Annotated in this window: 14 protein-coding genes; all 14 read left to right on the top strand. The window is 71.7% G+C overall.

The window, feature by feature from the left end; genetic code table 11:
• Positions 1 to 172: 172 nt before the first annotated feature.
• The 14 genes from fliE to fliR all read left to right on the top strand — a co-directional run bounded on the left by fliE (position 173) and on the right by fliR (position 11,390).
• Entirely contained in the window at positions 173 to 496 is a 324-nt protein-coding gene (gene fliE / locus K343_RS0103640; RefSeq protein ID WP_245585113.1) for a flagellar hook-basal body complex protein FliE, read from the top strand.
• A gap of 13 nt (positions 497 to 509) precedes the next feature.
• The gene (gene fliF, locus K343_RS0103645; RefSeq protein WP_028006897.1) at positions 510 to 2,138 is read left to right on the top strand and encodes a flagellar basal-body MS-ring/collar protein FliF; all 1,629 of its coding nucleotides are present in this window, start codon (positions 510 to 512) and stop codon (positions 2,136 to 2,138) included.
• Between the two features lie 49 nt (positions 2,139 to 2,187).
• Positions 2,188 to 3,171 carry a flagellar motor switch protein FliG gene (gene fliG / locus K343_RS0103650; RefSeq protein WP_028006898.1) on the top strand — a complete coding sequence of 328 codons (984 nt, stop codon included), beginning with the start codon at positions 2,188 to 2,190 and terminating at the stop codon, positions 3,169 to 3,171.
• 31 nt (positions 3,172 to 3,202) lie between these two features.
• On the top strand, positions 3,203 to 3,817 hold the full coding sequence (locus K343_RS20845; protein WP_161628852.1) for a FliH/SctL family protein: 615 nt from the start codon (positions 3,203 to 3,205) through the stop codon (positions 3,815 to 3,817).
• On the top strand, positions 3,814 to 5,172 hold the full coding sequence (gene fliI, locus K343_RS0103660) for a flagellar protein export ATPase FliI (protein WP_028006899.1): 1,359 nt from the start codon (positions 3,814 to 3,816) through the stop codon (positions 5,170 to 5,172). The genes K343_RS20845 and fliI overlap by 4 nt, the downstream gene beginning before the upstream one ends.
• 17 nt (positions 5,173 to 5,189) lie before the next feature.
• A complete protein-coding gene (gene fliJ / locus K343_RS23195; RefSeq protein ID WP_051277911.1) occupies positions 5,190 to 5,639 on the top strand; it encodes a flagellar export protein FliJ in 450 nt (149 codons plus the stop codon).
• A gap of 434 nt (positions 5,640 to 6,073) precedes the next feature.
• Positions 6,074 to 6,814 carry a flagellar hook-length control protein FliK gene (locus K343_RS24335; RefSeq protein ID WP_154662434.1) on the top strand — a complete coding sequence of 247 codons (741 nt, stop codon included), beginning with the start codon at positions 6,074 to 6,076 and terminating at the stop codon, positions 6,812 to 6,814.
• A gap of 225 nt (positions 6,815 to 7,039) precedes the next feature.
• Positions 7,040 to 7,570, top strand: coding sequence for a flagellar basal body-associated FliL family protein (locus K343_RS0103675; RefSeq protein WP_028006901.1), 531 nt, complete (start codon positions 7,040 to 7,042; stop codon positions 7,568 to 7,570).
• Entirely contained in the window at positions 7,567 to 8,568 is a 1,002-nt protein-coding gene (gene fliM, locus K343_RS0103680; protein ID WP_028006902.1) for a flagellar motor switch protein FliM, read from the top strand. The genes K343_RS0103675 and fliM overlap by 4 nt, the downstream gene beginning before the upstream one ends.
• A 97-nt stretch (positions 8,569 to 8,665) precedes the next feature.
• Entirely contained in the window at positions 8,666 to 9,007 is a 342-nt protein-coding gene (gene fliN / locus K343_RS24990) for a flagellar motor switch protein FliN (protein ID WP_020650224.1), read from the top strand.
• A complete protein-coding gene (fliO, locus tag K343_RS23200) occupies positions 9,004 to 9,438 on the top strand; it encodes a flagellar biosynthetic protein FliO (protein ID WP_051277912.1) in 435 nt (144 codons plus the stop codon). Before fliN ends, fliO begins: the two co-directional genes overlap by 4 nt.
• Positions 9,435 to 10,205: a flagellar type III secretion system pore protein FliP gene (gene fliP, locus K343_RS0103695; RefSeq protein WP_051277913.1), complete on the top strand. Its 771-nt coding sequence runs from the start codon at positions 9,435 to 9,437 to the stop codon at positions 10,203 to 10,205. Before fliO ends, fliP begins: the two co-directional genes overlap by 4 nt.
• 6 nt (positions 10,206 to 10,211) lie before the next feature.
• Positions 10,212 to 10,481 (top strand): flagellar biosynthesis protein FliQ, encoded by a 270-nt coding sequence (fliQ, locus tag K343_RS0103700; protein ID WP_028006904.1) that lies wholly within the window; start codon positions 10,212 to 10,214, stop codon positions 10,479 to 10,481.
• Between the two features lie 138 nt (positions 10,482 to 10,619).
• On the top strand, positions 10,620 to 11,390 hold the full coding sequence (gene fliR, locus K343_RS20860) for a flagellar biosynthetic protein FliR (RefSeq protein WP_051277914.1): 771 nt from the start codon (positions 10,620 to 10,622) through the stop codon (positions 11,388 to 11,390).
• Positions 11,391 to 11,948 lie beyond the last annotated feature (558 nt).

Below are 11,948 nucleotides of genomic sequence, written 5' to 3' on the forward strand. Positions count from 1 at the left end.
TGCCGGCAGTGGCTGCGGCCGATGCCGCGCCACGATTCCGTCGCGGCCGGCCGAAGAGCGGCGAAGGGCGGTCGGGGCCGCGCACGCGCGTCGGGCCTTTGACGCATCCGGGCGGGAACGGAAGTTGCCTCGATGGCCGCGAACCGTCACCAACTTTCGCACGATGAACGAGATGGACGTCAGTCGCGTGCTCGCGCAGATCCGCACGCTGCAGGCCCAGGCCGGCGCGGCGCCGGCACGCGCCGCCGCCGTGGCGCCGGCGGCGCAGGACGGCGGCGGCTTCGCGACGCTGCTGAAGACCGCGATCGGCGAGGTCAACCAGTCGCAGAACAGCGCGGCGCAGCTGCAGCAGTCGTTTGCGCTCGGTGACCGCGACACCGAGCTGTCGTCGGTGATGCTCGCCAGCGCCAAGGCGCAGGTGCAGTTCAAGGCGATGACCGAGGTACGCAACCGCCTGGTGGCGGCGTACCAGGACATCATGAACATGCCGCTGTAAGGGGCCGCCCGCCATGGCTACGCTTTCGCTGCCGGCCGCCCGCCAGCTCAAGGACATTCCGGCCCTGCGCCAGCTCGCGGTGCTGGCCGGCATCGCCATCGCCGTCGCGATCGGCCTGGCGATCTGGTCCTGGTCGCAGAAGCCGGGCTACGTGCCGGTCTACGCCGGCCTGTCCGACAAGGATGCGGCGGAACTGGCCGACGCGCTGCACGCCGCCGACATTCCGATGAAGCTGGAAGCCGGCACCGTCACCGTGCCGCAGGCGCAGCTCTACGACGCGCGCCTCAAGCTCGCTGCGCAGGGCCTGCCGCGCGGCAGCAGTCAGGGTTTCGAGCTGATCCAGCAGGAGCAGGGCTTCGGCACCAGCCAGTTCATCGAGAACGCGCGCTACCAGCACGCGCTCGAAACCGAGCTGGCGCGCACGATCGGCAATCTGCAGCCGGTGCGCGCCGCGCGCGTGCACCTGGCGATCCCCAAGCCCTCGGCGTTCGCGCGCAAGAGCGACGCGCCGAGCGCCTCGGTGTTCATCGAGCTGTACTCGGGCCGCCAGCTCGAAGGCGATCAGGTCGCTTCGATCGTGCACCTCGTCGCCGCCAGCGTGCCGGGCCTGCTGCCGGCGGCGGTGACGGTGATCGATCAGTTCGGGCATCTGCTGACCAACGACGCCGACAGCGCGCTGGCCAAGACCGCCGAGCAGTTCGATTACACGCGGCGCGTCGAGTCGGACTACCAGCGGCGCATCGAGCAGCTGCTGACGCCGATGGTCGGTGCCGGCCGCGTCAACGCCCAGGTCGCTGCCGATCTCGACTTCGCCGAAACCGAGGAGGCGCGCGAACAGTACGGCGCCGATCCGGCCAAGCTGCGCAGCGAGCAGACTGCCGAGGACATCCAGCGCGGCGCCGCCAAGACGCCGGCCGGCGTGCCCGGCGCGACCAGCAACCAGCCGCCGCCGCAGACCGCGAATCCGCCGCTGAATCAGCTTGCCGGCGGCGCCGCGGCCGGCGCCGACGGCGACGTGCAGTCGCAGAGCCGTCAGGCGACGCGCAACTACGAACTCGACCGCACCGTCAGCCATACGCGGCAGTCGGTCGGCCGTCTCAAGCGCTTGTCGATCGCGGTGCTGGTCGATCATGTGCCGCGCCTCGAAGGCGAGGGCAAGGAGCAGAAGACCGTACTCAAGCCGCTGAGCGCGGAGGAACTCGCCAAGGTCGAATCGCTGGTCAAGGAGGCGGTCGGCTTCGACGCCGCGCGCGGCGACTCGGTATCGGTGCAGAACTCCGCGTTCGTCGCCGGCGAGACGCTGGTGCCGGAGGCGCTGCCGGTCTGGGAGCAGCCGCAGGTGCTGTCGATCGCGCGTCAGGCCGGCGGCGTGCTGCTGGTGCTGGCGCTGATCGTCTTCATCCTGCGTCCGGCGCTGCGCCAGCTGCTCGGCGCCTCGACGCGCGCGCCGGCGCTCGAAGGCACGGTCGAGGATACGCCGGCGGCGGCGCCGCTGGTCGACGATCGCGTGACGCTGAGCAGCGAGCCGCCGCCGCCGTCGCCGTACGAGCAGCGCCTGCAGCTCGCCCGCAAGGCGGTCGCCGAAGATCCGAAGCGCGTCGCCCAGGTCGTCAAGAGCTGGATCGGCCAGGAGGGCGCATGAAACCGCACCCGTCACGCCCGCCGGAGTGCCGCCGATGAGCGAGGCCGCCGTGTCCGGCGTCGAACGCGCCGCGATCCTGCTGATGTCGCTCGGTGAGGCCGAGGCCGCCGAGGTACTCAAGCACATGAGCGCCAAGGACGTGCAGAAGGTTGGCGCGGCGATGGCGTCGCTGACCAGCGTCACGCGCGACCGCGCCACCGACGTGATGCAGCGCTTCGTCAGCGAGCTCGACGACCAGACTTCGCTGGGCGTCGGTGCCGACGACTACGTGCGCCGCGTGCTGGTCAACGCCCTCGGCCAGGACAAGGCCTCGGGCCTGATCGACCGCATCCTGCTCGGCCGCAACAGCAAGGGCCTGGAAGCGCTGAAGTGGATGGAGACGCGCGCGGTCGCCGATCTGGTGCGCAACGAACATCCGCAGATCGTCGCGATCGTGCTCGCCTATCTCGATCCGGACCAGGCCGCCGAGATCGTGCAGCTGCTGCCCGAGCGCATGCGCGGCGACGTGCTGATGCGCATCGCCCGGCTCGACGGCATCCAGCCGCAGGCCTTGCGCGAACTCGACGAGATCATGGAGAAGCAGTTCTCCGGCGGCAGCAACCTGAAGTCGTCGAGCGTCGGCGGCGTCAAGGTCGCGGCCACCATCCTCAACCTGATGGATTCGGCCGCCGAGCAGGCGATCGTCGCCAAGATCGGCGAGGTCGACGCCGACCTGAGCCAGCGCATCCAGGATCTGATGTTCGTGTTCGACGACCTCGCCGCGGTCGACGACCGCAGCGTGCAGACGCTGCTGCGCGAGATCTCGACCGAGACGCTGGGCCTGGCGCTGAAGGGCGCCGACCCGCGCGTGCGCGACAAGATCCTCAAGAACATGTCGAAGCGCGCCGCCGAGATGCTGGTCGAGGACATGGAAGCCAAGGGTCCGGCCAAGCTCGCCGACGTCGAGGGCGCGCAAAAGGACATCCTCGCCGTCGCGCGCCGCCTCGCCGAGAGCGGCGCGATCGTGCTCGGCAACGGCGAGGCCTTCGTCTGATGCGCGCCGCGGCCGGCGGAGCGCGCCGATGATGAGCGAGCCGCAAGCGGGTGGCGCGTTCATCGCCGATCCAGACGCCCGTCTGACGCGCTGGTCGCTGCCGGTGTTCGACGCGCCGGCCGACGCCGCGCCGCCGACCGCGCAGGCGATCGAGGACATCGAGGCCGCGGCCTACGAGGAAGGCAAGCGCCGCGGCTACGAGGACGGCGTGCAGGCCGGCCGCGAGGACATGCGCCGCGAGGCGGCGCGGCTGCGCGCGCTGATCGAGCAGATCGCGCGGCCGCTCGCGCAGCTCGACGAGGACGTCGAGCGCGCGCTCGTCGATCTGGCCTGCGCGCTGGCGCGCAAGCTCGTCGACGAGAGCCTGCAGTGCGAGCCGCAGCACGTGGTGACGCTGGCGCGCACGGCGCTGGCGGCGCTGCCGCCGGATCTGCGCGACATCCGCCTGTATGCGCATCCGGACGACGCCGTGCTGCTGCGCGAACAGCTGCAGCCGCCGCCGGAAGCGCAGCAGTTCCGCGTGCTCGACGATGCGCAGCTGCAGCGCGGCGACTGCCGCGTGCAGACCGAGTCGAGCTATCTCGACGCGCGCCTCGACACGCGTCTGGCGCTGGCCGCCGCGGCGCTGGCCGGAGCGGCGTCGTGAGCGCGGCGACCGGCGAGTGGCGCCGTGCCGCGGCGCAGCGCCTCGGCGCTGGCCTGCGGCGCCAGCACGGCGCCGTCGCCGATCTCGCCACGCTGCGTCCGGAAGGCCGCCTGCAGCGTGTCGTCGGCCTGACCCTGGAGGCGGTCGGCTGCCGACTGCCGATCGGCGCGCGCGTGCGCGTCGACACCGCCGACGGCCACGGCCTCGAAGCCGAAGTCGTCGGCTTCGCCGGCGAGCGCACCTTCCTGATGCCGACCGCCGACATGCGCGGCCTGACGCCGCAGGCGCGCGTGCATCCGCTGTCCGGCGGCGCCGGCATCGTCGCCGGCGACGGCCTGCTCGGCCGCGTGCTCGACGCCGAGGGCGCGCCGATCGACGGTGGCGGCCGCCTGCAGGCCGACGGCCATGCGCGGCTCGACGCGCCGAGCATCAATCCGCTGGCGCGCGCGCCGGTGACGACGCCGCTCGACGTCGGCGTGCGCGCGATCAACGCGCTGCTGACGGTCGGGCGCGGCCAGCGTCTCGGCCTGTTCGCCGGCACAGGCGTCGGCAAGTCGACGCTGCTCGGCATGATGACGCGCTTCACGCAGGCGGATGTGGTCGTCGTCGGCCTGATCGGCGAGCGCGGCCGCGAAGTGCGCGAATTCCTCGACAAGAGCCTCGGCGCCGAAGGCCTGCGCCGCGCGGTGGTCGTCGCCACGCCGGCCGACCGCTCGCCGCTGCTGCGCCTGCGCGCGGCCTATACGGCGACGGCGATCGCCGAGCACTTCCGCGACCGCGGCCGCCACGTGCTGCTGCTGATGGATTCTTTGACGCGCTTCGCGCAGGCGGCGCGCGAGATCGGCCTGGCGGTCGGCGAGCCGCCGACCACGCGCGGCTATCCGCCGTCGGTGTTCGCGCGCCTGCCAGCGCTGGTCGAGCGCGCCGGCAACGGCCGCGAAGGGCAGGGCTCGATCACCGCGTTCTATACGGTGCTGACCGAGGGCGACGATCTGCAGGACCCGATCGCCGACGCCGCGCGCGGCATCCTCGACGGCCACATCGTGCTGTCGCGCGCGATCGCCGATGCCGGCCTGTATCCGGCGATCGACATCGAAGCCTCGATCTCGCGCGTCATGCACGACGTCGTCGGCGACGCGCAGATGCAGAAGGCGCGCGCGCTGCGCACGCTGTTCTCGGCGTACCAGCGCAACCGCGATCTCATCAACATCGGCGCCTACCAGCGCGGCGCCGATCCGAAAGTCGACGCGGCGCTCGAACGCTGGCCGCGCATCGAGGATTTCCTGAAGCAGTCCGTGCACGAGGCGGCCGCCTTCGACGACAGCCGCCGCCGGCTCGAGGAACTGCTCGCCTAGCCGAGGAGAAGAACGCCGTGGCCAGTCATTTTCCGTCCGCGCGCCTGCAGCCGCTGCAGCAGCTCGCCGATACGCGCGAGAGCGAGGCGGCGCGCCGCCTGCTCGACGCGCAGCGCCTGAAGGCCGAGCGCGAACAGCGCCTCGCCGAGCTGGCGCGCTACCGTGAGGAATACGAACGTCAGCCGGCCGCGGCGACGCCGCAGCTGCTGCGCAACCGCCAGGCTTTCCTCGAACGCCTGCGCGAAGCCGAGCGCTTCCAGCGCCAGCTGGTCGAGCAGGCCCAGCGCGGCGTCGATCAGGGCCGCGCGCAATGGCTGCTGCAGCAGCGCGAGACGCGCACCGTCGCCGAGCTGACCGCCTGCTACGTCGCCCGCGAGCAGCGCGAGGAAGCGCGCCGTGAGCAGCGCCACCACGACGAGCTGGCGACGCAGAACCATTGGCGCACGCGGCGCGCGGAGGCCGATTGAACGCAGCGCCCGCGACGGCGTCGCCGGCTGCCGCCGCGCCGGCCGTTGCGGCCCGCGGCGAGGGCCCGCCGGCGGCGGATCGCGCTGCGGCAGCCACGCGCGATACCTTCGCGGCGCTGCTCGGCGAGGCCGCACCGGCGACGTCGTCCCCGTCGTCCACGCCACGCGCGACGGCAGCGGCCGCGCCGCCACCGGCCAGGTCATCCGCCGCGCCCTGCGTCACGCCACCCGAAGTCAAAGCCGACGCCGACGCCGACGCTGCGGCAGCGGCGGACGGCGCGGACCCGGCCCGTGCCGCGGATGACGCGTCCGCGGCCGCTCCGGCTGCGGCTGCGGATGCGGCTGCGGCCCCTGCCGCCGGACCCGGCGACTGGCTCGCGCTGCTGCGGCAAAGCCTCGGACTCGCGACCGGCGCGGCGCTCGCGGCGCCGGCGGTGGCGACGGACGAGGCCGTGCGCGGCGGCGCCATGCCCGCCGCGCCGGCATCGGCGGCGACCGCTGCCGCGACGGCGACCGCGGCGCCGAAGCCGGCTGCCGCCGCAGTGCTGCCGTCCGGCGCGGATCTGAATCCGGCGCGGCCCGACGGCGCGCCGCCGCCGCTGTTTGCCCTTGCCGCGCCGGCGGACGACGGCGGCGACGCGCCGGATTCCGACGCGCCGCCGGCCGCGGTGGCGGCGCCCGATCCCGCGCCGTTCGGCGGCCTTGCGACCGCCTTGCCGGGCGCGCTCGCCGGCGCGCCGCAGCTGGCCGACGCGTCATCGACAGCGGCTGGTCCGCCGCCGATGACGCTGCCGCCCGATCACCCCGAGTTCACCGACGCGCTCGGCGAGCGCATCGTCTGGATCACCGACAGCGGTCTGGGCGAGGCGCGCATCGAGCTGCATCCGCTCGATCTCGGCAGCCTCACGGTGCGCGTGCAGATCCGCGGCGACGAGGCGCAGATCGCCTTCACCGCGGCGCAGCCGGCGACGCGCGCGCTGCTGCAGAACGCGCTGCCGCAGCTGCGCGAGCTGCTCAGCGTGCAGGGCCTGCAGCTGCTGCGCGCGCAGGTCGACGCGCGCGTCGCGCCGCAACGCGGCGGCGAGGCCGCCTTCGACGCGCCGCACGAGGCGGGTGCGACGGCCACGCGCGTGCGCCGCGTCGGTCGTCTCGAACTGGTCGACGCCTACGCCTGAAATCCGTCGCGCCGCATGCGCGCGCCGCTGCCGGATTTCCGGCGCGCTGTGTCGGTTTGCGGACCTGGCCGATCGCGCCGCAGACCGGCGCGATGACGGGAAACCAGCGCGGCAGCGGCGCTCGTCGCCATCCGGCGCCGCGCGGCGACCGTTCGCGGCGAAGGCGCCGGGTCTGGAACACGTCTTGCTCGGCGTCGGCATCGCAACGCCGTTCCAGGACCCGAGATGGCCAGCGCCGCCACCGACGAAACGAAGTCCGCTGCATCCCCGAAGAAAAGCGCATCGCCGCTGCCGGCGATCCTGATCGCCGTCGTGCTGTCGACCGGCGCGAGCGCCGGCATCAGCTTCATGCTGACGCGCCACGAGCTGGCGGCGCGGGACGCGGCCGCGCAGGCCGAGGCCGAAGGCGGCGAGGCCGCCGCCGCGGCGGCCAAGAAGGAGCCGCCGAACTACGTACCGCTCGATCCGGCCTTCGTCGTCAATCTGGAGAGCGACGACACCCGCTTCCTGCAGGTACAGGTGCAGCTGATGACGCGCGACGCGCATGCCGTTGACCTCATCAAGCTGCACGAGCCGCGCATCCGCAACACCCTGCTGCTGCTGTTCTCGCAACAGCAGCAGCAGGACATCGCCACGCGCGCCGGCAAGGAGAAGCTGCAGGCCACGGTGCTCGCCGAGATCCAGAAGATCCTCAGCGAGGAAACCGGCAAGCCGCTGGTCGAGGCGGTCTACTTCACGAGCTTCGTCACGCAATGAGCAACGATCTTCTCTCGCAGGACGAGATCGACGCGCTGCTGCACGGCGTCGACTCCGGCAAGGTCGATACCACGCCGGCACCGGCGGCGCCGGGCGAGGCGCGTCCCTTCGACTTCACCTCGCAGGAACGCATCGTGCGCGGCCGCATGCCGACGCTGGAAATGGTCAACGAGCGCTTCGCGCGCCTGTTCCGCATTTCGCTGTTCAACATGCTGCGCCGCACGCCGGAGCTGACGGTGGTCGGCATCGAGACGGTGAAGTTCTCCGAGTACACGCACTCGCTGTTCGTGCCGACCAGCCTCAACCTGATCCGCGTCAAGCCGCTGCGCGGCACGGCGCTGTGCATCTTCGAACCGCGTCTGGTGTTCACCGTGGTCGACAACTTCTTCGGCGGCGACGGCCGTCTGCCGACCAAGATCGAGGGCCGCGAGTTCACGCCGACCGAGATGCGCGTGATCCAGCTGCTGCTGCGCCAGGTGTTCGCCGATCAGCAGGAAGCCTGGAGCCCGGTGCTCGGTCTCGACTTCGAGTACCTGAACTCCGAGGTCAATCCGCATTTCGCCAACATCGTCTCGCCCGGCGAAATCGTCGTCGTCTGCAAGTTCAAGATCGAGCTGGAAGGCGGCGGCGGTCATCTGCACCTGACGTTTCCGTACTCGATGCTCGAGCCGATCCGCGATCTGCTCGACGCCGGCATCCAGTCCGACCGCGGCGACAAGGACGAGCGCTGGCCGCTGGCGCTGCGCGAGCAGGTCCGCGATCTGGAGGTCGAGACCAGCTGCGAGCTGCTGCGCGCGACGATGAGCCTGCGCCAGCTGACCCAGCTCAAGGCCGGCGACGTGATTCCGGTGACGTTGCCGCGCACGCTGGAGCTGTGCGTCGAGGACGTGCCGCTGTTCCGCGGCAGCTTCGGCGTCGCCAACGGCCGCAACGCCGTCCGCGTCCAGGAAGTGATCCGCCGCGCCAGCATGCCGGCCAGCCTGCGCGAGGCCGTATGAGCGCGCGGCCCTGCCGTCGTCCGATCCTGCCCGCGCGCACGCCGTCGTCCGGCGCGGCACGCCCCCCGCTGACTGTCTTCACCGTGGAGAATCATCCGTGAGCACCACCAAGGCGCCGGAAGCGGCGCGCGCCACCTTCCAGACGCTGGAGGACCGCCCGCTGCCGAGCGGCGGCGGCGACGTCAATCTCGATGTCATTCTCGACGTGCCGGTGACGCTGTCGATGGAAGTCGGCCGCGCGCGCGTGCCGATCCGCAATCTGCTGCAGCTCAACCAGGGCTCGGTCGTCGAGCTGGAGCGTGCCGCCGGCGAACCGCTCGACGTCTACGCCAACGGCACGCTGATCGCGCACGGCGAGGTCGTCGTCGTCAACGAGAAGTTCGGCATCCGCCTGACCGACGTGGTCAGCCCGGCCGAACGCATTCGCAAGCTCAAGTGAGCGAGACCCTCAGCGCCGCGCCGGCCGGGGCCGTCGCGCCCGCGGTCGCGGCCGCCCCGGGCGTGCCGCACGCGCCGGGCCCGGCGAGCGTCGCCGGCGCGTTCGGCAGTCTGGTCGTGGTGCTGCTGCTGATCGTCGCGCTCGGCTGGGCGGCGCGGCGCCTGCAGCAGTGGCGCGGTGCGCGCGGCGGCCTGCTGCAGGTGCTCGGCGGCGCCTCGCTCGGCGGCAAGGAGCGCGTCGTCGTGCTGCGCGCCGGCGAGGCGCACTTCCTGATCGGCGTCGCGCCGGGCGGTGTCAGCCTGCTGCATCGCTTCGACGCCGCGCCCGACGTCGCGCCCGACGTCGCGCCGGACGCCGGTGCGGCGATGCCGGCCGAAGGCGCGTTCGCGACGCGCCTGCGCGAACTGCTCGGCCCGCGGAGCGCACCATGAGCCGGACCCCGAACGGGCGCGTGCGCGCCGGCCTGACCCTGCTCGCGCTGCTGTGCGCCGGCGGGTCCGGCGCGGCCGCCGCCGCCGGCCTGCCCGGCGTGACGGCGACGCCGATCGGCGGCGGCGCGACGCAGTACAGCGTCAACGTCGAAGTGCTGCTGCTGATGACGCTGCTGACGCTGCTGCCGGCGCTGCTGCTGTGCATGACGGCGTTCACGCGCGTCATCGTCGTGCTCGGCCTGCTGCGCCAGGCGCTCGGCACCAACCAGACGCCGAGCAATCAGATCCTCGTCGGCCTGGCGCTGCTGCTGAGCTTCTTCGTGATGGCGCCGGTGCTGCAGAAGGTCTACGAGGACGGCGCGCGGCCGTACATGGACGGCCAGCTCGCGTTCGAGCCGGCGCTGGCCGCCGGCGCCAGGCCGCTGCGTGGCTTCATGCTCGCGCAGGTGCGCGATGCCGATCTGATGACGTTCACCCGGATCGCCGGACACGAGGCCTACGCGACGCCGGACGATATCCCGTTCACGGTGCTGGCCGCCGCGTTCGTCACCTCGGAGCTGACGACGGCCTTCCAGATCGGCTTTCTGCTGTTCATTCCGTTCGTCGTCATCGACCTCGTGGTGTCGAGCGTGCTGATGAGCATGGGCATGATGATGCTGTCGCCGATGCTGGTATCGCTGCCGTTCAAGCTGATGCTGTTCGTGCTGGTCGACGGCTGGTCGCTGGTGATGGGCATGCTCGCCGCCTCGTTCCACGCCGCCGGCTGACGCGCGATGACGCCCGAGACCGTTCTCACGCTGGCACGCGACGCGCTGTGGCTGACGCTGCTGCTGGCGGCGCCGTTGCTGCTGGCGGCGCTCGCCGTCGGCGTGCTGGTCGGCATCGTGCAGGCGGCGACGCAGATCAACGAGATGACGCTGAGCTTCATTCCCAAGCTGATCGCGCTCGCCGCGGTGCTGATCGTCGCCGGACCGTGGATGCTGCACACGCTGGTCGAGTACACGCGCCAGCTGATCGAGTCGATTCCGGGGCTGCTGAACTGATGGCGAAGCCCGTCATGGCGAGCGCCGCGCAGCCGTCCGTTGCGCTGTCCATTGCGCTGTCCGATCGGGCGCTGCCGCCGGCTTGCTTCGTCGCCGCGCGCCCCGCGACGACGGCCGCCGCGTCCCGGGCGTGAGCGCATGCGCTTCACCGACGCGCAACTGATCGCCTGGCTGCAGCAGTTCGCGTGGCCGCTGGCGCGCATCAGCTCGGCGCTGCTGATCGCGCCGGTGCTCGGCTCGGCGCGCGTCAGCGCACGCATCCGCATGCTGCTGGCGCTGTTGCTGACGCTGCTGATCGCGCCGCAGCTGCCGGCCGCGGCGCCGGTGGGACTGTTCGGCGCCGACTGGTGGGCGATCCTGCTGCAGCAGCTGGCGATCGGCCTGCTGATCGGCTTCACGCTGCAGCTGGTGTTCGAGGCGGTGACGCTGGCCGGCGAGCTGATCTCGGCGAGCGCGAGCCTGAGCTTCGCGACGCTCGCCGATCCGCTGCGCGGCGTGTCGACGCCGGTGATCGGCCAGTTCCTGACGATCTCGGCGACGCTGCTGTTCCTCGCGCTCGGCGGCCATCTGCAGCTGGTCGGCTGGCTGGCGCGCTCGTTCAGCCTGATGCCGGTCGCCGACGATGGCGTCGGCATCGCGCAGGTCGGCAGCGTGCTGCGCTTCTCGGGCCAGCTGTTCGCCGGCGGTCTGGCGCTGGCGCTGCCGCTGCTGATCGCGCTGCTGACGGTGAATCTCGCGCTCGGTGTCATCAGCCGCTCGGCGCCGGCGCTGAACCTGTTCGCGGTCGGCTTTCCGCTGAGCCTGATCGGCTGTCTGGTGCTGCTGTATCTGGCGATGCCGGCGATGCTCGAACATATCGAGGTCTTGTTCGACGGTGGCTGGATGGCGTTGGCGGGATGGCTGCAGTGAGGGCTGCTGCTCTCATGTTGCTGCGTGGGGTCCCTGATCGGGCTTTTGATTTCGCGCTGACGCGCGCCTCACTTTTCTTTACTTGTGCAAAGAAAAGTAAGCAAAAGAAAGCACACCCCTGGGGCCGCACTTCGCTGCGCGAAGTGCCCTGTGCTGCTCACGTGCTCGGGACCGTCGCCGACGCGGCATCCCTGCCGCGACGACGACTTGGCCGGCCATCCTGGCCGGCCATTCCCTGCGCGCGCTGCGCTGCTCGGTGCGGCCCAAGGGGACCCGAACATCAAAGGCAACAGCAGAGTCTCGCGCCAAGCACGCTTTGCTGTTTTCTTTTGGGTCCCCTTTGCGCAGCGCCGAGAAGCGCAGCCGGTCCGGGGCTGTCCGGCGCTGACTGTTTGAGCGGTGCGCAGCACCGCGAGTTTCAGCGCCGGCCGGGCCGGCGAGCATCGCAGGGAACCCCTGCGAAGCAGGGGCGCGTAAGCCAGGGGTGTGTTTCTCTTGCCTACTTCTCTTTGCACAAGCAAAGAGAAGTAGGGCGCGCGTCAGCGCGAAATCCAAGGT

Source organism: Solimonas flava DSM 18980 (assembly GCF_000426685.1).
GTDB classification, from domain to species: domain Bacteria; phylum Pseudomonadota; class Gammaproteobacteria; order Nevskiales; family Nevskiaceae; genus Solimonas; species Solimonas flava.

Excerpts from the sequence above, each read along its gene's own strand:
- fliF (WP_028006897.1), top strand. The coding sequence starts at position 510 with ATGGCTACGCTTTCGCTGCCGGCCGCCCGCCAGCTCAAGGACATTCCG.
- fliP (WP_051277913.1), top strand. The coding sequence starts at position 9,435 with ATGAGCCGGACCCCGAACGGGCGCGTGCGCGCCGGCCTGACCCTGCTC.
- fliE (WP_245585113.1), top strand. The coding sequence starts at position 173 with ATGGACGTCAGTCGCGTGCTCGCGCAGATCCGCACGCTGCAGGCCCAG.
- K343_RS0103675 (WP_028006901.1), top strand. The coding sequence starts at position 7,040 with ATGGCCAGCGCCGCCACCGACGAAACGAAGTCCGCTGCATCCCCGAAG.
- K343_RS20845 (WP_161628852.1), top strand. The coding sequence starts at position 3,203 with ATGAGCGAGCCGCAAGCGGGTGGCGCGTTCATCGCCGATCCAGACGCC.
- fliM (WP_028006902.1), top strand. The coding sequence starts at position 7,567 with ATGAGCAACGATCTTCTCTCGCAGGACGAGATCGACGCGCTGCTGCAC.
- fliQ (WP_028006904.1), top strand. The coding sequence starts at position 10,212 with ATGACGCCCGAGACCGTTCTCACGCTGGCACGCGACGCGCTGTGGCTG.
- fliR (WP_051277914.1), top strand. The coding sequence starts at position 10,620 with ATGCGCTTCACCGACGCGCAACTGATCGCCTGGCTGCAGCAGTTCGCG.